Genomic DNA, 22442 nt, shown 5'->3' with positions numbered 1-22442 from the left:
CAGACGGGCTGTTAATTCTCGCCGGTATGAAGATGAGCGACAGCCGTGCGTATATAATCATAGAGCTCCGCGCTCATGCCATACTGCACAGCCTCTGCCGGATGCTCGCTATAATATTGCTCTGCCGCCTGCATCAGCTCCTGTCGGTCTCCCCCTGTTTCCCGCAGCGCAGCCAGCCACTGCTCAGCCAGTACCTGCGCGGCGGGATCATCCGGTCGCTTCCCCGTTTGCATCGCCTGCTTGAACGCTGCGAGCAGTTGCTCGCCTTCGGCATATTGATGCTGAAAGGATGAATGCCCATGCTGGATGCGCCACTTGAGCTCGGCAGCCTGCCCCGGCTCAAAGTACGGACTATCCAGCATGTTCATCATCTGCATCATTCGCAGCATGCCGCTCCCCGATAGCACACTACCGCGCTGCACAAGCTCTGCCATCTGTGCCAGCTCAAGGCGCAGTCTGGTTGCTGCCTCGATCTGCTGGTCGAGGCGCTCCAGCTGCAAGCTCAGGATCCCTGCCGGATGCGTATCCGGATGGTCCAGGATGGACTTGATATCCTCCAAGGCAAACCCCAGCCGCTTCAGCATAAGTACCTGATACAGCCGTCCCACATCCTCATTCGTATACAAGCGATGTCCCGACTCCGTCTGCATGGACGGCGAGAGCAAGCCGATCTCGTCATAGTAATGCAGCGTTCTCACGGTAACGCCGCTCTGTTTGGCCAATGCGCCTACTTTCCACTGTCTCTCTGGCATGTCTTTCCCTCCTTCTGCCTAGCTATGGCTAATCTGCTCTTGATCCTAACGTTACGTGAGGAATTATAATGCTATTTAGTCAGACTTGGCAACTGCCCTGACAGGCAGCGGAAAGGAGTGACTGCTATGACTGACATACAACTTAAAGGACTGACACCCTGTAGCAATGCCCGGCTCGTTTTCACCGAGCATACGGAGCTGCTCGGCAGCGGCTGCCGTGGCCCGCACTTGTCCCAAGGGGTCAGAGTGGCCTTGGCGCGCCTGCTTGCTGTAGCTGGCTTGACGACAGGTTTTATGAAGGACAACGAGCGGGTGACTTACAAGATCAAAGGCAGCGACCGCAGCCGCGTGCTGTTCGCCGAGGCGGACGATCTGGGGCATGTACGGGGATATGTAAGCGACGCCTGCCTGTCCGACGCGCTCGTGATAGGGGGTGATGAGATCGGGCAGCTGACGGGGACGCGGGGTTGTGTCCAGGTACTGCGCGATATCGGCATGCAGCGTTTATTTACAGGGATTACGGACATGCCTTATGGGACGATTACGGACGATCTGGCCCATTATTATTCGCAGAGCGAGCAGACCCCCACCTTCTTCTGGTCCTCCGAGCAGTGGAGCGACGAGGGCGCCCTGACGCTTGGACGGGGCATCGCCATCCAGCTGCTGCCCGGCGCTCCCCTATCCCTATTACACGAACTTAGAACCCTGCTCGCTGCCGGTGTCTCGATCGCTTCGGATCCGCATGTACCGCTTCACACGCTGCCTGCCCTGCTCTTCGGGATGACGGAGGCGCTGACGGAAGCACCCCTGAGGTGGTATTGCGACTGCTCCCGCGAGCTCTTCTACCCGATGCTGTATGCCCTGGACCGGGCGGAATTACAGAAGGCAAGGTTCGCTTCGGAAACAGTCGAATTCGTCTGCCACAAGTGCGGAGCAGCCTATACGTTCTCGCCCGACGAGCTGACAGCTTTCTTGTGAGAGGGAGCGGCTTGTTATAGCCGATGACAGATTTTCTCGATAAGGGCAAATGCACACTTATTCTCGGCAGATTGGGCTTGCTGCGAGGTCGTAGATACAAAAGTCAGACTGTTGAAAAATGGCCGGAGAGGCACGGAATCGAATCTGGAGAAGCGAAGCGTTCACCTTTGTCCCCCGGATTTCACCCCTAAAAGGGGTATAAAATCAAGAAATCTGGGGACAACAGCGATTGGAAGATCGATCCGTGACTGTAGGCTTTCTTTTTTCAACAGCCTGAAAAGTGCACTTATCGGGATGGTTTTCGAAATGTATAGGTAAAATCGCTGATTTCAAGTGCACTTTTGCACTTAGCAAGCCAAAAAAGGACGACGACGGGAGGAATAGAAGTACTTTTGCATTTATCATCTCACCAAGCATAGAAAAGTCGAAGGCAGTCGTCCAGAAATACAGAAACCTCTCCTTAGGTACGTAGTGATTGATCGCACCTAGGAAAGGTTTCTTTTTAAATTCTAAACGTATTAGTTTCACCTTTATATCAGCTTAGAATTCACCGGAAGGAGACTTGCTACGCCAATGAGATTTGTGAAGCAAAACTTGCTTCGTAAGTGTCAGCTTAAGGACGGCGACAGCCGTTTCACCTTAGTTCATTTCAGTTCCTCCACCGCCCCGCCCTTCGGCAAACTGCCATCAGCAGGATAATTAAATTCCCCCCGGTAGTTGGAGGCGTTGTAGTGCGGGTATTTGAGCGGTACGGTGACCGGCTCCGCTGCCTTGCCGTGCATCACTGGAACACCTACATGGACGCGGTCATCTATATCAACAGCGGGCAGCAGACTCCCGGAAGGAGCACAGAAAGAAGGCGCCTAGAAGGCCCCGCGACCGCCGCCCCCTCCTCCGCCACCGCCGCCGGTGAAGCCTCCTGTCGTGGTTGAAGAGCCGCCCAGGTGACTGACTGCAGCGGAAGCAGCGTCATTCATGCCCTGGGAAATGGTGCTGAACAAGGTGTGATGCAGCAGGCTGTAATAGAGTATCGGATGGCGCTCAGCAAGAGTCTGCATCGACTCATCCGAAGACACTATGGAGCGGCCCATCTGGCCGATCTCGGACTCGGATACTCCAAGCGCCAGCGCGTAGATCATGAAGCGCTCGTATTGTCCGGCATAGGCCAGTCTTTCGTCCGGCTGCATGCCGGATAGGCCTGTGCCGGCTGCCGCTTCCTGTGCAAGCTGTTCCTCAATATGCTGCTTGAAGCCCAGCCACCGGGCATGCTCCGTGCTGGCCTCAGGTGTACGCCGGGTGACCAGCATGCCGTAGCCAGCCGAGAGCAGCGGCACTACTGCCGACAGTTTACCCCAACCGGGCACCGCCATCAGGATCACCGTGATCTGCACGAGCGCCTGTCCTGCCGCTGCCCAAAGCTTCGCTGTGGAGCGCTCAAAGTAGCCTTGCTGCTTGCCATGCTCGTCAGCCGCAGCCTCCCAGCCGCCAAAGAAGGCGTAGGTGTCATCGGCCGTTTCCGTGTCCGCTTCTCCGGGCGAGCAGCTCGGAGAAGCGCACGGGTTCAGACGTCCGTTCCGCCGGAAACAGCCAGTCCAGTATCATCCGCTCATAGGCATGCAGCTCCGGCGTCTCACCCCTGCGCAGCAGCTCGAACTCAAAGTCCAGTTCATACGCATAACTACTCTCCGATGACGGAGATCCGGTATCCTCATCGCGTTCTCCCTTCCGCTCCAAGGGCTTCATCGACACATAACCCCGTCTGACAAGGTCAAACAGCGTCGCTGAACGGGCCCCGTCTGTGCACCGTCCCTGGACGAGATAAGCCACCATCGCTGGGGGTATATCACCCGGAAGGTTGTCGTAGGATGCGCCTGTGACCTGTGGAGGATACTTTTTGCCGTATAGCAGATAGAACACCGCGATGACGATGGCATTCAACAGCAGCACCAGCAGACTGGCCTGCCAGGCCAAGCGCTGATCCGCCTGCCGCTGCTCCCGCTCCGCCTCCGCTTCCGCCAGATAGGCGCGCTCCTCCGACTCGATCCGCGGCAGCGCCGCCTCACCGCTCCGTCGGTCGCTGTCTGCCGACCATTCCGGAGGATAGAGCACCCTGACCTCCAGCAGTTGTCCCGCTCGGAGCGGAGAGACGTCCAGGCGGGCAGCGCCGTCCTCGGTTATCCCTGTCGTGCCATGGAGCGGACCATGCCCGTACACCTGCATCTCTCCCGGAACACCGGTCTGCGGCGGTGTGATCTGCACCCGCACCTGCTTCAGTTCCGTGTCATTCTGGTCATCGAAAAATTGCCAATACAGCTCGGCGGTATCTTCATGCACCGTCACCGCATTGAGGACGGTGTACTCGATCTTGAACTGCTTGGTCTCATCCTCCGAGGCGGAGAATACCCGGTACTCCCACACATCGCCCGTATCCTGCTGTCGCTGCGCCTCGAGCGGGAGCTCTTCTCCCGACTCGGTGAGCTCGACGGCCTGGAAGTCCGCTATACCGTCCGAGCCGCTGCTGTCCAATCGGACTACAATGCCGTTAAACGAGCCGTCAAACACATACGTGTCGTACTCTGTGACATGCATATGGCCCTCCGCGTCGAGCCGAGCATCAATCTCTACGAGCTCGATCTCAAAGGAGTCGGCAGCGGCAGTCCCCGGCAATACAACTGTGAAGAGAAGAACGACCAACAGCCATCCCGCCCATATTCGATTGGATCGGCCTTTTCTGCCATCGTTTGATCTAGGGTTCATTGATTAGCCTCCTTACCCCACAGGGCCTTTGCTGTTGGAATGTTATGAGGCAGTGGATACATTCAAGCCCAGACAAACTGCTCCAGCCGGTCGACCGCCTCCGTGTCGAGCGGGCCGGCATTGTCGTAACGGAGTACCGCTGATGGCGGCAGCGGCCAGCGGATCTCCCGCTCGGCCAGCGACCGGCTGAACGTCTCCCAGTTGTTGAGCTTCCATACGTCGAGCTCGGAGCCGCGATCCCGGATACGCTCATAATAACGGTCCGTATCCGGCAAGGCGACGACGATCACCCGGACGGCGTCCCGCGGGGCGCCGATCCGGGCCAGCTCGCCGTCCAGCCAGTCGGGATCAGCTGTCTCCTGTGTAAATGGCCCAATAATGATCGCATCGATGCCGAGCTGTACGTTCTCCAGCGCCGCATCCATCGTAATCCGGTAGCCGAGATCGCGGCATCGTTCCTTGTAGAGCGGTGAGTCGCGGTCGGACGGATCCAGACCAGCCATGGTCATGATCGCCTCTGCAGCTGGACGCAGCAGCGTGTCCATATCGAGAAACGCAGCCGTGCGCCTGGCGACCAGCGCCCGCGCCACCGAGGTCTTCCCCGCTCCGGCGCTGCCGACGACAAATATGAGCTTGCCCATACTTTCGTAACCTCCTCTATCGGGATACTGACATCAGTATCCTCTTCTAACACCCATCGTAGAAGAACGGCGACCTGTTTGTCAAAGGCGAGCACCATAACAAAAAGCGATTCGATGGATCCGGGAGCCGCCACCGGCCGAAGCACGGTTTGGCAGCGCAAGGAACCATCGAATCGCAAATAGAATTGCGGACTTATGCGGGACGTCCGTTGCTTCCTTCCGTCCGCGCAGGAATCGCTTCCTTGGGCGAGAAAAGGGCAAGGAGCATCACCGCAGCGCCAAGGCCGGCGCAGATCAGATACATCGACGAATAGCCGGTCAGATCGGCGATCGGTCCCATCACGATGCTGCCGAGCGATACGCCGAGATCGGCAGTTGCAATAAACAAGCCGATCAGCACATTGCGCTCCGCCTTGGGCAGGACGAAGCTCAGATGCGTCGTCAGCGTCGGATAGACGAGCGCCTGAGCGACACCCATCAGCGCGGCGGCTGCATAGAACAGTACCGCGCCTGCCTGCAGGGCAAAACTGATCGCCAGCGCCGAAGTCATCATCAACGCCAGCGTCCCCCCGACGAAACCCGGCCGCCATCTGCCGTCTGAGGGGATCCGGGACTTCAACAGGAAGCGCGCTGCCACCACGACTGCAGCCTGGATCATCAAGTAGATCGCAGCGCTGCCGCCTGTGACTTGTGGTGCATACAGCGGCACGAACGTCGTTACAGCGCCGAATACCACCGATGCGCCAATCATGATCAGGCTGCACCGGCGCAGCTCCCCATGCGTGAACAACCTCAACATCGACCTGCGCATCGCCGTCCCCGGATGATCCCCAGAGCTTCCTTCCTTCTCTTCCGGCTGTCGCTCGATCTTCGCCGTATAGCCTATCGCACCGGTCAACACCGCGATCGCGATCATCGCCATGGCAAATAGATTGAGCTCGCTCTGCCACATGCCAACCGCCAGCAACGGGCCGAAGATGGCGGGAAGATAAGAGCACAGGGAATACATCGATATGCCTTGCGAACGGTCCTTATCGGGCAAGGCATCGATAATGCCCAGCTGCAGCGCCATCGAGAAAAAGGCTGTACAGACCCCTTGCAGCACCCTGGCGAAGAAGTAACCGCCCATACCGGTAAAGGCATACAGCAGCAATGCGACGCCGTTCACAACGAGAAGGATGCGCAGCACCCGAACCGGACCATGGCGCTGAATCACTTGTCCCGCCCACGGTCGGAAGACCATCGTAGTCAAAAGATAGGCGCCCATGACGATGCCGATCGTCGTATTGGATGCGCCAAGCGATTCTCCCTTGAGAGGGATGATGACATTCAAGATTGCGTTGGCGCTGAAATAACAGAGCGTCAGCGCATACAATCGCAGAAACGGCCAGGATAATGCGCCTTTCACCGCCACTTTCTCCTTTCATCCGTAACCGCTCTTAAGAGCCGTTACATCATCACTTTCCTCAGCAATTCCTTGGCGTACGGGGATTGGACCTGCGACAGCTCCGACGTCTCGACCAGCTCCATCATGCGGCCGCTTTGGATAATCATGATACGATCGCACAGGTATGCCGCCGCCTGAATGTCATGCGTAATGAATATGTAGCCCAAGTCAAGAGCCGACTGCAATTCCTTCAACAGCCGGAGCACCTGCATCTGAACCGAGCCGTCTAACGAACTGATCGCTTCGTCGAGCAGGATGCACTGCGGCTCCGTTGCGATCGCTCTCGCTATGCACACGCGCTGCGCTTCGCCGCCCGACAGCTCGTGCGGATATTTGGCAAGATAGGTTGCGTCCAGTCCCACCTGGCTGAGCAGACTGCCGAGCTGAGACAGCGTCAGATCTCGCCCCAGCATGGCGAGCGGCTCCAGCAGCGCTTCCTTGACCGTGTAGAAAGGATTGATCGAGGAGCGGTAATCCTGGAAAACTGCGCTGATCGCCCCCAACCGCACCTTGCGATCCGCCACATCCCGGCCGTTGAAGCGGATCGTCCCGCCATCCGGTCTCTCGATACCGAGCAGCAGCCGGCCGAGCGTCGATTTGCCGCTGCCGCTCTCGCCGATGATGCCTAGACACTCTCCCTGCCGCCATTCAAAGCCAATCTCGTGAAGCACCTGTTTCCTGCCGCGGCGAAGCCAGCCCTGCTCCCGATACGAATGGCTCACACGCTCAACGCTCAGCACGCAGCCCACCCCCCATCAAGGACGAATAGCGTTGGCTCAGCTCTTCCTTCGCCGTGACCAGATAGCGGGTGTAGGGATGGCTGGCGCCGACAAAGATATGCTGCGCCGTCCCCCGCTCCACGATCTCTCCGTCTTTCATGACGAGGATCTCGTCCGCAAGACGACGGACCACACCCAGATCATGCGACACAAAAATCATCGCCCCCCCTACCCGCTCCCGCAGCTGGACAAACTGCTCCACAACCTCATAGGCCGTCACGGCATCAAGGGCGGTCGTCGGCTCATCCGCAATAATGATGTCCGGCTCCAGAACGATGGCCAGGGCGATCATAATCCGCTGCAGCATTCCGCCAGAGAGCTCATGCGGGTATTGGCGCAGCACGGCAAGCGGCTCCTTGAGGCCGACGCTCAGCATCGCGACGGCCAGACTATCCCTGATCTGGCTCCGGCTCCAGTCGTAATGCACGCTCAGCACCTCTCTCAGAAATTCGCCGATGGGCCTGGAAGGATCAAAGGCGCTCATGCCGTTCTGCATAATCATGCATAGCCGTCTGCCCCGGTAACCGCGCATTTCCTTGTCAGACAGCCCGGCGAGATCGACACCGCCCAGCAGGATGCGGCCCGACTGCCGCAGGTTGGAGCCATTAAGGCGCATCAATGCTTTGCAGGTGAGCGACTTGCCGCTGCCGCTCTCACCGACGATGGCCAGACACTGCCCCTCCTTCAGCTGAAAGGAACTTCCCGGCACCAGCACCGCGCCATCCCTCGCATTCCATATTCTCAATTGTTCAACTTCGAGTAGATGCATGACGAGTTTAAGCCGCCTCCTTTCTGTTGAGGACCTTTAGCCATTTGCCGGCGCCTGCTGCAGCGTTTTTGGGAGTAGCCATCAACTTCGGATCCAGTGACTTCTGCAAGGAATCGGAGAGGAAATTGACCGCCGATACGATGAGGATCACCGCAATACCTGGCGCCACCATCATCTCGGGACGTGTAAACATCACCGCCCTTGCCTCGTTCATCATCATCCCCCACTCCGCATGCGGAGCCTGGATCCCTAGTCCGAGAAAGGACAATCCCGAGATCTGCAGGATCATCGATCCGAAGGTGCTGCTGGCGATCACGGCCAGATCGGAACCGGTGACAGGCAGGATATGCCGCGTCATGATCCGGAAGCTCCCGGCACCGGTCACTTTGGCAAATCTTACATAATCAGTATCGGCGTACTGCATGACCGCCGTGCGGGTCACGCGGGCGAACCACGCCCACTTCATCACGACAAAGGCAATTAAAATATTAGTCAACCCCGCACCCATGATGCCGACGATCGCGAGCGTCATCACATAACCCGGAAAGGACAGCATGACGTCGCATACCCGCATCAGCCAAGCGTCGATCCGCCCTCTGTAATAGCCGGAGATAAAGCCGACAATTGCCCCAAGGCCCGTGGAAGCCAGCAAGGCTACCAGCACCCAGAGCACACTCGGACGAATGCCGTAGATCATCCGCGACAGCACACAACGGCCGAGATGATCATTGCCCAGCCAGTACTGCCAGGAGGGCCCCGCGAAGCGCAGCTCCATCTGGACCAGATTCGGGGGATGGGGAGCGATCAGCGGCGCACACAATCCGATCAGCATCGTCCCCGCCACGATGGCAAGCGAGATGGCGGCCAGTCGATCCTTCAACAAACGCCGGAACAGCTTCATCTACAGCTCCTTCCTCAGCCTTGGATTCAAGGCCGCATTGATCAGATCCGATACCGTGTTGAACAGCACGAACGCCACGGCCAGCACCAGTACATAAGCCTGGATGATCGGGAAATCCCTGCCGAGAATCGAATTGACCGTGAGTGTTCCCAGTCCGGGCCAGGCAAAAACATTCTCCACGACCACGGTGCTCCCCAGGATGATCGGGATGGCCAGGCCGAAGACCGAAACGGCGACCTGCATGGAGTTGCGCAGCACATGCATCGTAATCTGCCTCTCCGATAATCCGCAGGCTCTTGCATACAACACATAATCTTCATTCAGATTGCTCAGCATAGAGCTGCGAATCGTCCGAAAATAGATGCCGGCATAACCGATGACAATGACTGCTACCGGCAGGACATAGCTCGCCGCGGAATCCATCCCGCTCGTGGGCAGCAGATCCAGCTGCACCGCAAAATACCAGATCATAATCGCAGCCAATCCGTAGGCCGGCATCGACGTCATCAGAAACGAGAGGCCGCGGATGGAAAGATCCAGCAGCCTGCCTTCTCTGAGCGCGCACACGATGCCAAGACCGATCGAAAACAAGATGATAAGGAAGGATGAGATGAGCGTCAGCTTCAACGTGTTCAGAAAGGCCGGACCGAGCAGCGACCATACCGGCTTCCCCGTGATATAGGAATCGCCGAAGTCGAGCTGTACACTGCTCAGCAGCCAGTCCCAGTAACGCTCGAGAAACGGCCGGTCCAGCCCGAGCTCCGCTCTTGTCTGAGCCATCAGCGCCTCCGTAATGATCGGCACCTCCTGCGCGCGCAAGACAACCTCAACCGGGTCCATCGGGGACAACTGATTCAGGATGAAGGTAACGAAGGATATGACAACCAGCAGCGGCAGCGCCACGCCTATCCGTTTGATCAAGTAAGGGAGCATCCCTCCTCCACTCCTTTTACTCGAATTTCATCTGTTCAAACGGCAGCTCGAATTGGGTCTGTTTGAACGCAATCCCGTCCAGCTCGACCGGAGCCACCACCGTCACTGCGCCGTTGGTCAACGGGATGAACAACGCCTCCTCATGTACAATGGTGAAGATGTCCTTGTACAGCTGCTTGCGCGTATCTTCATCGGTGGATACCATGACCTCTTCAATCTTCTCATACAGCTCCTCCGCTTGCGGGATCCCGCTCGTCGTGTAGCGGTAAGACGAGGATGCGGCGAACGCCGTTACCGTGCTTTGCGGATCGTAGGCCAGTCCCCACGTCTGATTGAACAATAGCTCATATTCGCCTGTCGACCGGCGGCTCGCGATCGAAGGCGATTCCTCGCCTACCAGCTCGAGCTGCATGCCGCTCTCGAGCGCCACACTTTGCAGAAGCTCCGCTTGGGTTTTCTGGGAGCCCGAATTGACATCGTAGTAGACCTTCATGGTGAGCGGCTTGCCGTCCTTCGAGCGGATGCCGTCCCCCCCGTTCGTCCAGCCGGCTTCCTCAAGCAACGCTTGAGCAGCTGCGGGATCATAGGCCCGCTTCGGAAGCTCGATGTCCGCATACAGCACATTCGAAGAGAATAGCGATTCGGCAGGCGTCTCTGTGCCGCTGAAGATCGTCTCGCTGATCGTCTGCCGGTCGATCATATGCCAGATCGCCTCCCGTACAGCCTTCTCGCTGACCGGACTGCCGGTGTTGCTGCTGTTGGCTACCAGCATCTTTGTATTCATCGGGTCGCTGCGGACGATCTGATACTTGCCGGTATCGACCAGCCGCTGCATCGCATCGACATCCAGGCTGTCTGTGCCGCGATCGTCGGTGAATACAAAGTTGATCTCTCCCTTTTGCATGGCCAGGAACGTTGTCTCCCCTGCCGGCAGTACCTTGGCTGTAATCTGCTTGATCTCGGGCGCTCCGCCCCAGTACGCTTCATTGGCCTCGAACCGGGCGAATTGATCGGTTACTTGCTCGACCAGCTTATAAGGACCCGTGCCGTTATAGCCGCTTACGCCGTCCTTCGTTTCCCCGTCGATAAAATCCTTCGGCGAGAGGAAGACATAAGGTCTGGTCATGGACAGCTCCAGCAAGGCCGGATAATACGTCTCCTTGAGCGTCAGCTGCAAAGTGAATTCGTCCACGACGACAATGTCCTCCAGCTGCGTGGACAGCTTGATCCAGGTATGCTTCTCCGCATTGCGCTGCACCGCTTCGATGTTCAGCTTCACTGCTTCGGCATTGAAGGGCTCGCCATCATGGAACGTCACGTCCTGCCGCAAGTGAAACGTGTAGATCTTGCCGTCCTCTGAGATGTCCCATGACTCCGCCAGCAACGGCTTGATTCCGTCGGCGGTATTCTCCACCAGCGACTCATACACCATCCCCTGAGCAGGCATCGACCCCGGGTACAAGTGCGGATTCATATCGTTCGTATCTTTCGCCACAGCATAGACAAGTGCCGCAGGCTGCTCCGCTGCTGCCTCGTCGCCTCCGCTTTCCTTTGCCCCGCTGCAGCCAGCCACCCATAGGAGGACACATACTAGCGCCACCAACCCCACTGCCTTCTTTCTGTTCATGACAGTTACACTCCTCTTCCAATATTAAAAAATGATTCCAGCACCACTTAATAGTAATAATAACTATTATCATTGTCAATGGATTTCTTGCTTTGTTCACTTCTAAAAAAAAGGGGTTGACCGATTTACATTTTATGTATAAAATGTTCCCGTAGTAAATAGTAATGGTTACGTTTAATCAACATATTTACTGGAGGTGCGCGTGTGGTACAAGAGATCACGTTCGTGAAGTGCAGTCCATCCAACAACATGACGATCCTCGTCATGAGCGAGCTTGCAGCCGACCAGTATGCGCAGGTTGCCGCTGAGATGATGGCCTACGGCCATATCCATGCGGAGCAGGTCGGCTTCGTCGGGCTGCCGTCGCAGCCAGGCAGCATGGCCAGTCTGCATATGGCCGGTGGCGAGTTTTGCGGCAATGCCGCTCTCGCGCTAGCAGCCTGCCTGGCATCGCAAAGGCATCTGCAAGAAGGCGATCCGTGGGAGCTCTCGCTGGAAGTCTCGAGCGCGGAGCAGCCGGTCATCTGCCGCGTCGAGAAGGTCGATAGCGACTATGTGTGCGAGGCAGCGATGCCGCTGCCAAGATCGATCGAGCATGTCGCTCTCTCTTTTGAAGGGAGACAGCTTGAGCTGGGCATCGTCCGGTATCGCGATTTCTTCCACCTCATCATCGACCGGGACCGGTGCGGGATCGATCGGGCGGCTGCGGAGCGGCTGGCGAGACTGCTTGGCGTCATCTCGGAAGGCAATCTGGTCGGGGTGATGCTCTACTCGGTCGATCCCTGTGAGCTTGCGCCGCTCATCTACCTTCCCTCCCTGGACAGCCTGATCTGGGAGCAAGGATGCGGCTCCGGCACCGCTTCCCTCGGCAGCTACTTGGCATGGCGTCAAGGCCGCTCCGTCACCCTCGATGTTGCTCAGCCCGGCGGCACGATCGAAGCCGCAGCCGTCTGGAACGGCGACCGTATCTCTTCCGTCCGCATCAAATGCCGCGTCGGCATCGTCGCCTCCGGTACTGCTTATGTACGTCCAAGCCTGTTACTTCACTCATTGTCAGGAGGAATATTGTGAACGCTATCCCATCCATGCTTGACCATTACCTTGCCAGATTCCTGGAAGCTGCAGACCGGGATAACGGCGATTTGCAGCACGGCGAGCAGTTGCAGCGTCTGATCGATGAATATGGCGCATGGATTACCGCCCCTGAGCAGCGTCTGGCCTGGGAGCTGCTGGATGCGCCTGCACTCGTTGTGGCAGAGCCGCTAATATTGCAGCTGCGGGACGCTTCCGCCCGCTGCGTAGCGAGGATGGAGAAGATCCGGGCACGCAGGCTGCTGGCCAGCGGCGACGCTCCTCACGATTATTTCCGGAATATCGAAGCCTCCATCGAAGAGGAATTCGGCCGTTTCGCCCAGACACCCGTTACGGAAGTCGTCCTCGTCGGGTCCGGCTCCTTCCCCATGACGCCGCTGCTTATCGCGCAACGCACGGGAGCGCGCGTCGTCGGCATTGACGTCGACAAGGAGGCGATTGAATTGGGAAGACAGGTCGTAGACAGGCTCGGACCCGGACTGCCGATCCGGCTGGAACATACGACACTGGATCGGCTTGCGGGGATCGGTAGCGCTTCGCATGTCATCTTCAGCTCTACCGTTTCTGTGAAGTACCAACTCCTCGATTGGCTCTACGGAGCAGCACGCCAAGATGCCGTCGTCATCATGCGTTACGGCAACGGCCTGAAATCGCTGTTCAATTATCCGATGGAGGATACCGATTCCCGCAAATGGGAGCTCGTCGAGACGACCGTACGGCCAGAGCATATATTTGATGTGGCCGTCTACCGCAAAGCTCTTGTGCCGGCTAGCCTCATGGAAGGAGGCAGCCGATGAGCCCGCTCGATCGCGTGCTGATCGCCGGGACAGGCCCGGCTGCCATCCAGCTCGCCGTCCTGTTGAAGCGCTGGCGCGGCAGCCGCGTCGGCATTGCAGGAAGGAGCTCCGTTCGATCGGAGCCGTTCTTTACCGCCCTGCGCCACAACGGCAGCCTGCTGACCGCCGAGGAGAGCAAGCCGCAGCTGGCGCCCTTTGCCGGTGAATGCCGGTTGGACGCATGCTACCATGGCTTTGCATCGGTCGAGGGCGAGTGGGATACGCTGCTGCTGGCCGTTACGGCGGATGCCTATCTGCCGGTGCTCTCCCAGTTGAAGCCGGAGGTTGTACGCAACCTGCAGTGCGTGGCTCTGCTGTCGCCCACGTTCGGCTCGAACGCCCTCGTGCGCCAATACTTGGAGGAGCAAGGCGCTTCTGCCGAGACGATCAGTTTCTCCACCTATCTGGGGGACACCCGCCTTGCTGCGGGCAATGACCCGACCCGCGTGCGGACAGCTGCGATCAAGCGCAAGGTATATGCCGGCTCGTCCAGGACAAGCTCCGGTGGGGCCAGAGACGGCCTGGCGGCGTTCCGGGAGCTGTACGCCCAGACAGGACTTGCGCTGGAAGCCAGTCTCTCAGCCTTAGAGGCCGAGACGCGCAATATTTCACTTTATGTGCACCCGCCTTTGTTTATGAACGAGATTGCGCTGGAAGCTGTGTTTGGTCCTCCAGCTGCCCCAAGGTATGTATACAAGCTATTCCCCGAGGGTCCGATCACGCAGACGTTGATCCGCGAGATGCTCGCGCAGTGGCGGGAGATCTCGCTGCTGGCTGGGCCACTTGGCGTCCGGGCGCTCAACCTGCTGCAGTTCATGGTCGACGACAACTACCCGCTGCGGCCGGAAAGTCTGGCCAGAGACGACATCGACCGGTTCATGACGCTCGAGCCGATCCACCAGCAATATCTTCTTTTTGTTCGGTATGCTTCATTGTTGATCGACCCCTATTCGGAGCCGGATTCGGACGGCCGCTATTTCGACTTCTCCGCCGTGCCGATTCGACGCGTATTCGTCAATCACGAAGGCGAGTGGGACATCCCGCGCATGCCCAAGGAAGACTATTACCGGCTGAAGATCATCCAGGGAATCGCCCGCCGTGCAGACTCGCCCTGTCCGACCATCGACATGTTTGTCCGTCGGTATGAACAGTACTTGCTGGAGCGCCGCCCGTACATGGATGAGCACCCCCGCTCTGTCGCCTTCGAGCCGCAAAGTTTCGAGGAAGAGATCGGCAGAATCGTTATTGGACTGTCGCTGCAGCATACAGACCAGACGTAATCGGATCTTATGGTGCAGCAACGACAAAAATGCTCCTCCTCGTGGAGACCGTCTTTCGACTGTCTGCCGCGGGGAGGAGCATTTTAGATGGTGCTAAGAAGTACGTGCACGAGAAGCTTCCTCGATGTCACCGAATGCCCAGTGCTGCGGGCTCACATCGGCCCAGCTCGGCTCCGATCCATCAATGAGCGGTTCCCGCCCGAGCAGACGGTTGAAGATGACCACCGTCTCCGCTCGCGTCACACCTTGACCTGGCTTGAACAGTTTGCCGTCATAGCCGGTCATCAGTCCGGCCTGAGCCACAGCTGCGATATAGCCTTCGGCCCAGTGTCCGGAAGCTACGTCTCCAAACGTCGCGGTGCCGGTATGTGTCAAGCCTTCGATCCGGCTGAGGATCGCAGCGATCTCTGCCCGTGACAGCACGCGATCCGGCTGGAAGCTCCCCTCCGGGTAGCCTTGCATATATCCTGCAGCTACTACGGCCCGGATCGATGCGGCCGCCCAGTGCGTCGCGATATCTGTAGGCTCGCTCGCAGACGATTCCGTTGCAGCCATCGGATACAGCCTCGACAGGATAGCCGCCAGCTCTGCGCGCGTCACTTCCCGCGATGGCCGGAAGCTGCCGTCCTCATAGCCGTTCATGTAGGCGCCATGATCGCCCTCGGCTCCCGTTGCCGGCACCTCAGCCGCCTCGATCTCCAGGATCGAGAACGTACTGAACTTGGTGACTTCAAAAGACAGTCCCAACCGGCCTGCCGGATCGGTTACCACTTGCGGCTGTGCCAGGACACGCTCACCGTCGCTGTGCTCGATGAAGATCATCAAGCGGGACAGCCAGGCTTCCCGTGCCGCCAGGCCCGCCGGCAGCAGCTCTGGCGCCAGCGGCAAAATAATCTCGACGCGATGGCCCTTCATATTGGTCTCGATCGTCACCGGACGCCCCACCACTTCAAATGTGCCTGCGCCAACCGCAGCCTGTACAACTTGCTGCGCCCCGGCGCGATTTTCGAGCTGTGTTTGCTCGCCTGCCGTCTTCAGCGGCTTCAAGCGGAAGTACAGCTCTTCCTGCTGCGCAGCAAGCGTCTCGCTGCCAATGATCAGTCTTGCATTCACTGTGGAGAGCTCTAAGCCCAGCTCGCTGCCGCGCAGACTCTCCAGCGCTCCGGCCGGCAGCGTCACCGCTGTCTCGCTCACTTCATCCCGGGCATCCGGGATCAGGACGCGAATGATCGATAAACCTGCCGCTTTGGCTTTGTCTGCAGCCTCCTTGGTCTTGGCCGCCTCAAGCGCGACAACATCCTGCTTGGTGCCCCCGCCGGCAGTTCTCTTGATCGTAAAGGCAGCTAAATTCTCGCTGCCTGTCCCGCCATCGGCCGGGGCGGAGATCTCCTCCGTCGGATTGGCTGCCGGAGGTGCCGCTACACCTCCGCCGCCAAAGCCTCCGCCGCCGCCAGTGCCGCCCCCCGGCGGCTGCTGGGGAGCCGCCGCTTTGACAGTGACGGTAGCAGCAGCCGTGTGGCCGCCGTCCACTGTCGTCACAGTTATGACAGTGGTGCCGGCGCTGACCGCTGTGATGACACCATTGCTATTGACGGCAGCCACCTCCGGCTTGCTGCTGCTCCATTGGACAGCTTTGTTCGTAGCATTGGCAGGCGCTACTGCTGCCGTCAATTGGCCATTGGCTCCGCCCACCGTCAATTCCAGCGTTGGCTTATCCAGCTTGACGCCTGTTACCGGCCATATCGTCTGTACGACAGTGACCTTGGTCTGCCGGCTGTAGCCCCCGTCGACGGTACGGACCGTAATATCCGCCGTCCCGCCGCTTACCGGTGTGACGAGCCCATCGACCACCGCAGCTACCTCCGGCCTATTGCTCTCCCAGGTTACACGCTTGTCCGACGCATTGCTCGGCCACACCGTCGCCCGGAGCTGGACCGGGGCATCCCCTTGTTGCATCGTTAAGGCATAGGTGTCCAGCGTGACATCGTTAGCCCGATTCGGCAGGACGATCACGTTAACTTCACGTTCGATGTGCTCGCGATCCACGGACTTCACTGTGATCTTCGTCTGGCCGATCGCATGCGGCTGCACGACACCGGCTGCCGATACGGTTGCGATGCTCGTATCTTCACTGCTCCAGGTAACTCTCCTGTCGTTCGCATCCTCAGGCAGAACCGATGCGATCAGCGTCTCTGTCTTGCCATTCTCATACAGCGTCAGCGTCTCGGGGGAGACCGTCATGTCTGTCGCGCGCCGGATGACATTGACGGTCGCTGAAGCGCTTTGCTTGCCGTCAGCAGAAGTTGCAGTGATAACTGCCGTCCCTTTCTTCACAGCGCTCACCAGTCCCTCCGTTACTGTGGCAATATCATTGTTGCTGCTGGTCCAGGTCACCGCCGGTTGTGAAGCATCCTCGGGAGCAACGGTAGCGGTCAATTGACGCGTCAGCCCTTCGTCCAAGGAGAAGCTGCTCTCATCGAGGACGATACCGCTGACGAGACGTACCACTGCAATCGTCGCAGTGGCTGTATACCCCCCGTCCACAGTCGTGACCGTGATGACAGCAGTGCCCGGCCTTAGCGGTCTCACGACGCCATTATCGACGCTTGCGATATGAGGCTCGTCACTGCTCCATTGCAGCTCTGTGTTCGAAGCATCGGCTGGCAGCACTTCAGCAGTCAAGTTGAAATTTGGACCTCGTGCGATCAAGGTTTCATGCTGAGGAGACAACGTAACACCAGTCACCGAGCGGACCACAGTAATAATCGCCGTGTCAAACTCCAATGGATTATCAATCGAGGCAGCTGTAATCGTCGCACTTCCTGTGGCGAGAGCAGTCAGATTGCCCTCTTGATCCACGGATACGATACCCGGTGCAGAGCTCACCCAGCCCAGACTCCGGTTATTGGCATCCGCCGGGAGTACTGTAGCTGTCAATTGACGGGTCTCATCGACTTCCAATGTCAACGTCTTGGGAGCAAGCTGTACCGATTCGACATCGATATAGCTTGATCTGACCGTGACTACTGCCGTTCCTGGCTGACCGCCATCCTCCGGGGTGGCGGTAATCGTGACCATCCCCTCCTTCAGAGGTGTCACGATGCCGTCTTCTACCGTAGCGACCGTCACGTCGCTGCTGCTCCAAGTGACGGCTTTGTTGGCTGCGGTCTCAGGCAGTACCGTCGCGGTCAGCTCACCTGTGTCGCCATTTTCGGTGAGTGTAAGTGTTGCCGGTGTCACCTCTACACGTTCTACCCGAACCAGGGGCAACAGGATGGCATGACCACCCGAGCCGACGATGACCGTTCCTGACGGTCCCCGTGCGATATCATAGAAATCGAAGCTCGGGTCGCCGGCCAGCTTATGCTTCGTCCACTGCACCCCATCCTCGGAGGAGATCAGCGTGCCTTGATCACCCACAGCATAGAACCGGTCGTGGATATACCGGACATTGCGCAGATCTGCCTCCGTGCCCGAATCCTGCTGCTGCCAAGCGATACCATCGCCGGAAGTGAAGATTACCCCCTCTTCCCCGACCGCCACATAAGCTTCGTCATGCGAGGCCACACCGTAGAGATGGTAAGCGGCCGGGCCCTGAGGGGTCCAGGACTGCCATGTCGGGTCCACCGGATCGTCTTCGCCTGTACGATCATCATCGGGTGCTTCCAGATACCAGAGCGTCCGATTCTCGCCCACGGCGACCTGGACGGCTCCGGCATTATCATAGCTTCGCAGCACAGCCGTGCCGCCGGGCTGCGTCAGGTTGATCCACTCTTCGTCGTAGGCGACCATCGTCTCATGGGCGCCTACGATCAGGAATCCGCCACCTTCGCTGGCTGCCGCATCGTAGAGGTGATCCGTTGGATGCGCGCCCTCGATCCACTCCACATCAAGTTCATGCCAATCCTGCAGATTCGTCGAGTGGAAGATCGAGCCTTGCTCGCCTGCCGCATAATACGTATCGTCCTGATAGACGACAGCCCAGAGCGAGTAGGGGGTAGCCCCGCCAGCTGTTGCTGTCGATGCCTGCCAAGTCTTTCCATCCCTGGCGTGCACTACCGCGCTTTGATCACCTACCGCTACATATGTGTCACCGGCATAGATCAGCTTGTGGAGATCCTCCGTTGTCCCTGTCGTGACCGCTTCCCATGGTTCGCGGGGGCTCAGGTCCAAGTCCTCGATGCGAAAGACTTCATTCCCGGCTGTATAGTACAACAGGTGGTTATGGATATACAATCCGAAGACGGTATGAATCTCGTATTCGTAAACCGGCTGCTGCTCATCCATGTCAATCGATTTGTCAGCCAGATCAGCGTACTCGATACGATAAAGCTTATTTTTGTCTGCACTGGCATTAGGATTAACATTTACAAAATACAGATTATCCTGGCTGTCAAAGGCAAGATTCTCCCCCAAAGAAAATAAGCTTTCTGCAATTACCTCCGGCTCTTGATTCGTCCTTAATGCTTCTTGCGTAAGCTGGAACAGTTCATATCTGAACGGTTCCCCAGCAAAACTGGTGAAATAAAGATCTCCAATCGAATTGAAGCTTAGTCCATAATAAACTTTTTCCTTGCCCAGGATCATTTCTCCATAAGCTTCATTGCCGTCGCTGATAATGGGGCCTTCTTCAAGTGTCAGAAGCCCGGCATCCACCTTGTAAAGACCACCGCTATTCAGTGTATAGTAGAGATTGTCTTGACGGTCGAAAGCGACGGACATAACTTCTTCGAGCAGTCCTTCGATCACTACTTCCTTTTCAGCACCCGCACTTACGCTGCCGTCTTCCTCTATTGAGATCCGGCTAATCGTGTTCGGTTGTCCCTCCGTTATATAAAGATAGCCTTTATGCATGACAATATCGTTAACCATTGTCTGGCCATTCGTGTACATCGACGTCACTGAAGGACCCGGAACAGGCCCCGCCTGCGCCACTCCCCCTGGAGCGATTAACGACACCACAGGCAGCAAGAGAAAACAGAGCATTAACAACAGTCCCTTGCGCGCTTGAACCTTCATCGTCTTCTTGAATTGTCCGTTCATTGCAGTCTCCTGTTCTGATATCCATATTGGGTATACTGGGCCTCATGCGCCCGCTGTCCCAAGCATATCAGGTTATTCTGAACAAATTCTGGACAAAAAACGACAGTGTTCGATCTAAAGAACCAGGACCATCGGCATCCATTGGGTCCAGACGAAACGGCCACTCATGCATGTACAGTTCGGATTTCCCATGGCGCACACTCGGGCCAGATTCTGTCATTGAACCTGCTGCGAAGAACGATTAATATGAATAAGATCAACACTATTTTGCTGCAAAGGGGCATCACGCATGATAAAACTGCTCATCAGCGATCTGGACGGCACCTTGCTCCACGATCATTCGACGATTCACGATACCGATATTGAAGCGCTGAAGCGGGCACAGGACAGCGGCATCGCAGTAGCCTTCGCCTCGGGACGGATGTACCCCGAGATTCAGGATGTGGCCCGTTCGATCGGCATGGAGGTCCACGCCGTCTCCCAGAACGGAGCTTATGCGCACCTGGCTGACGGGACACGGATCAAGGCCGATTATTTCCCCCGGGAGCTCCAGCTCGACCTGATCCGCCACGGCCGCAACACGCCTTATCAGATGCTGCTGTGCGCACCGGAGTATTATGTCATTGAGGAAGATACAGAGCATGCCCGGCGTCTGGAGCCGCGGCTCAAAGCTCCGTTGAAAGTCATCCCCGACCTGACAGAGCGGCTGGGACATGATCTCCTGAGCAGCAAGATGTCGTTCTTCGGCGAGGTGGATGACCTGCGGGAGTATCTTCCGCTCATAAAGGAAAAGTTCGGCGACGCCATCGATGCCTATATCGCGGATATTGATTGTCTGGACATCATGCCCAGCGGCATCTCCAAAGGCATCGGCGCCCAAGCCCTGCTGCAGGAGCTCGGCCTGACGGTTGGCGAGGTCGTCTGCATCGGCGATTCGTTCAACGACCTGCCGCTCTTCGAGATTACGCCGAACAGCTATGCCATCGCGGCCAGCCACCCGGATGTGCAAGCCCATGCCGCCTACACCACACCGAGCGTGGCTGCCGTTGTCGAGCAGATTCTGTCCGGCACGATTGGAGCGAGAGCTTAGTCGGACTTGACGAGTAAGGCTGTCGAATTCCATTAGAGTCGATTCGCGTGCAAAGAAAGAACCGGTCCCCAGAGGATACCGGTTCTTTCTTTGTCATCCTATCACTGCCTCGTCGCTTCCCTGCTCACACCTCTGCTTGCAATCGGCTATGGATGTCCTCGCCGAGCCAAGCGCCCTGCTTGATGAGCAAGGTCTGCAGCTCCAGGATCGGCACCTCGCGGGTGCCAAGTCCTTGGCGGCTGGCCAGATAGGCCGCCGTACCAGCCGCCTCTCCCATCGCAAAGCAGTTGGGCATCACCCGCAGCGATCCCTGTACGACCCGATCGGACGAAGCGGCGCGCCCGGCCACCCAGACATTGTCGAGACCGACCGGCAGCAGGCAGCGGTACGGCACTCCATGCGACTTGCCGGAAGGAAGATGGCGGATCGCCATCTGATCCTTGGAGGTGGCCATGTGGATATCGATAAAATAACTGTTGCGTGCAATATCGTCCTCAAAGCCGCGCATCTCGAGGAAGTCCTCCTGGACCAGCGTATAATCGCCCACGATCCGGCGGGTCTCGCGGATGCCGATCTGCTCGCCGGTGGAGACGACATGCGCCTGCTCGAAGCCGGGGACATACTTGCGCAGGAAGGCCACCTGCACCTGTACGCCTCGCCGACCTTCGATGGCGCCGCGCGTCAGATCCTCCGCCTTCGTCCCGTCAATGCCGAACACATGGCCGAAGTTGACGCCCACCAGATAATCGGACACCCAGGCAAAGCCGGATACCTCCTTGCGTCCCTCCGGCAGATCACCCGCCTGCTGCGCCTTCTGTACCGCTTGCGGAATCTGCGACTTGTCGCCGCTTGCTTCCAGATAAGCCTTGAATCGTCCTCTATCGACATTAGTCAGCAAGTAACACATCGTGCCGGGCTGCAGCTCACCTCGCTCTCCTCCTTGCTGGTAGCGTGCGCCAGCTCTCGCCGCAATGTCCGCATCGCCCGTCGCATCGATGACATAGTCGCATCGTATGAACGAGATACCCGTCTTGTTCACGATATAGACTCCTTGCACACGCGTCCCCTCAGCGTTCAGCGCTACCTGGCTGACGAAGGTATGATACAGCACCTCTGCACCGCTGTTCTGCAATGCGTCATCGTAGACGAGCTTGAGCGCCTCGCTGTCGATCGGCACCCAATCCAGCTGCTTGTCGTACCGGGACCGGTACTCGTCGCTGCACCGCTGCTTCATCTGCTCCAGCATCTCCAGGCCGATGCCCCGGATGACCGGCTTCTCATGATCGGTATAGGGACAGAACGCCGGGACGAGCGAGACCGTCCCCATCCCGCCCAGAAAGCCTCTCTGTTCGACGATCAACGTTTTCGCCCCGTTACGGGCGGCTGCTACAGCCGCGGCAATCCCCGTCGGGCCGCCGCCTACGACCAAGATCTCGGTTTCATAGCTGACAGGCACCTGCTGCGCCGGCATCGTTACCGTTTGCATCCTTCCTCGCCTCCATTTACGTTCTCTTGTT

The 22442-nt window shown here is 58.0% G+C and carries 18 protein-coding genes; 5 read left to right on the top strand and 13 right to left on the bottom strand.

The annotated features are described in order from the left end of the window. Positions 1-11 precede the first annotated feature (11 nt). Positions 12-752 (bottom strand): MerR family transcriptional regulator, encoded by a 741-nt coding sequence (locus ABC336_RS24265; protein ID WP_413241105.1) that lies wholly within the window; start codon positions 750-752, stop codon positions 12-14. A 126-nt stretch (positions 753-878) separates the two neighbouring features. Here ABC336_RS24265 and ABC336_RS24260 point away from each other — a divergent pair, with 126 nt between their 5' ends. Then, on the top strand, positions 879-1730 hold the full coding sequence (locus tag ABC336_RS24260) for an Hsp33 family molecular chaperone HslO (RefSeq protein ID WP_413241104.1): 852 nt from the start codon (positions 879-881) through the stop codon (positions 1728-1730). A 644-nt stretch (positions 1731-2374) separates the two neighbouring features. Here ABC336_RS24260 and ABC336_RS24255 read toward each other — a convergent pair. The 10 genes from ABC336_RS24255 to cntA all read right to left on the bottom strand — a co-directional run bounded on the left by ABC336_RS24255 (position 2375) and on the right by cntA (position 11584). Further along, positions 2375-2512 (bottom strand): hypothetical protein, encoded by a 138-nt coding sequence (locus ABC336_RS24255; protein WP_413241103.1) that lies wholly within the window; start codon positions 2510-2512, stop codon positions 2375-2377. 81 nt (positions 2513-2593) lie between these two features. Beyond that, positions 2594-3121, bottom strand: coding sequence for a hypothetical protein (locus ABC336_RS24250; protein WP_487247461.1), 528 nt, complete (start codon positions 3119-3121; stop codon positions 2594-2596). A gap of 112 nt (positions 3122-3233) precedes the next feature. After that, entirely contained in the window at positions 3234-4487 is a 1254-nt protein-coding gene (locus ABC336_RS24245; protein WP_413241102.1) for a DUF2207 domain-containing protein, read from the bottom strand. Positions 4488-4549: 62 nt separating this feature from the next. Next, positions 4550-5128 carry a P-loop nucleotide/nucleoside kinase family protein gene (locus ABC336_RS24240; RefSeq protein ID WP_413241101.1) on the bottom strand — a complete coding sequence of 193 codons (579 nt, stop codon included), beginning with the start codon at positions 5126-5128 and terminating at the stop codon, positions 4550-4552. A 193-nt stretch (positions 5129-5321) separates the two neighbouring features. Continuing rightward, on the bottom strand, positions 5322-6536 hold the full coding sequence (gene cntE, locus ABC336_RS24235) for a staphylopine family metallophore export MFS transporter CntE (protein WP_413241100.1): 1215 nt from the start codon (positions 6534-6536) through the stop codon (positions 5322-5324). 41 nt (positions 6537-6577) lie between these two features. After that, positions 6578-7315, bottom strand: a complete 738-nt coding sequence (locus ABC336_RS24230) for an ABC transporter ATP-binding protein (protein ID WP_413241099.1) — start codon at positions 7313-7315, stop codon at positions 6578-6580. Beyond that, positions 7302-8123: a staphylopine uptake ABC transporter ATP-binding protein CntD gene (cntD, locus tag ABC336_RS24225; protein ID WP_413241098.1), complete on the bottom strand. Its 822-nt coding sequence runs from the start codon at positions 8121-8123 to the stop codon at positions 7302-7304. Before cntD ends, ABC336_RS24230 begins: the two co-directional genes overlap by 14 nt. 7 nt (positions 8124-8130) lie before the next feature. Continuing rightward, complete coding sequence (gene cntC / locus ABC336_RS24220; protein ID WP_413241097.1) at positions 8131-9024, bottom strand: staphylopine uptake ABC transporter permease subunit CntC; 894 nt, start codon at positions 9022-9024, stop codon at positions 8131-8133. Then, entirely contained in the window at positions 9025-9957 is a 933-nt protein-coding gene (gene opp1B / locus ABC336_RS24215; protein ID WP_413241096.1) for a nickel/cobalt ABC transporter permease, read from the bottom strand. It abuts the gene before it with no gap. A 16-nt stretch (positions 9958-9973) separates the two neighbouring features. After that, positions 9974-11584, bottom strand: coding sequence for a staphylopine-dependent metal ABC transporter substrate-binding lipoprotein (gene cntA / locus ABC336_RS24210; RefSeq protein ID WP_413241095.1), 1611 nt, complete (start codon positions 11582-11584; stop codon positions 9974-9976). A 204-nt stretch (positions 11585-11788) separates the two neighbouring features. On the opposite strand from cntA, the gene ABC336_RS24205 reads away from it, so the two are divergent. The 3 genes from ABC336_RS24205 to ABC336_RS24195 are packed head-to-tail and all read left to right on the top strand — an operon-like array spanning position 11789 to position 14792. Further along, the gene (locus ABC336_RS24205; protein WP_413241094.1) at positions 11789-12655 is read left to right on the top strand and encodes a histidine racemase CntK family protein; all 867 of its coding nucleotides are present in this window, start codon (positions 11789-11791) and stop codon (positions 12653-12655) included. Continuing rightward, a complete protein-coding gene (locus tag ABC336_RS24200; RefSeq protein ID WP_413241093.1) occupies positions 12652-13473 on the top strand; it encodes an SAM-dependent methyltransferase in 822 nt (273 codons plus the stop codon). Before ABC336_RS24205 ends, ABC336_RS24200 begins: the two co-directional genes overlap by 4 nt. Next, a complete protein-coding gene (locus ABC336_RS24195; RefSeq protein ID WP_413241092.1) occupies positions 13470-14792 on the top strand; it encodes an opine metallophore biosynthesis dehydrogenase in 1323 nt (440 codons plus the stop codon). The genes ABC336_RS24200 and ABC336_RS24195 overlap by 4 nt, the downstream gene beginning before the upstream one ends. Before the next feature lie 93 nt (positions 14793-14885). Here ABC336_RS24195 and ABC336_RS24190 read toward each other — a convergent pair whose 3' ends face one another. Continuing rightward, complete coding sequence (locus ABC336_RS24190; protein WP_413241091.1) at positions 14886-19835, bottom strand: Ig-like domain-containing protein; 4950 nt, start codon at positions 19833-19835, stop codon at positions 14886-14888. Positions 19836-20124: 289 nt separating this feature from the next. Here ABC336_RS24190 and ABC336_RS24185 point away from each other — a divergent pair, with 289 nt between their 5' ends. Continuing rightward, a complete protein-coding gene (locus ABC336_RS24185) occupies positions 20125-20925 on the top strand; it encodes an HAD family hydrolase (RefSeq protein WP_413241090.1) in 801 nt (266 codons plus the stop codon). Between the two features lie 124 nt (positions 20926-21049). Here the strand turns inward: ABC336_RS24185 and ABC336_RS24180 are convergent, their stop codons facing one another. Continuing rightward, positions 21050-22411: an FAD-dependent oxidoreductase gene (locus tag ABC336_RS24180; RefSeq protein ID WP_413241089.1), complete on the bottom strand. Its 1362-nt coding sequence runs from the start codon at positions 22409-22411 to the stop codon at positions 21050-21052. Between the last annotated feature and the right edge of the window lie 31 nt (positions 22412-22442).

The organism is Paenibacillus jepli, from assembly GCF_047238105.1.
GTDB lineage: Bacteria > Bacillota > Bacilli > Paenibacillales > Paenibacillaceae > Paenibacillus_D.
The sequence above is the reverse complement of the archived record's forward strand: the minus strand, read 5'-3'. Positions and strand labels throughout refer to the sequence as shown.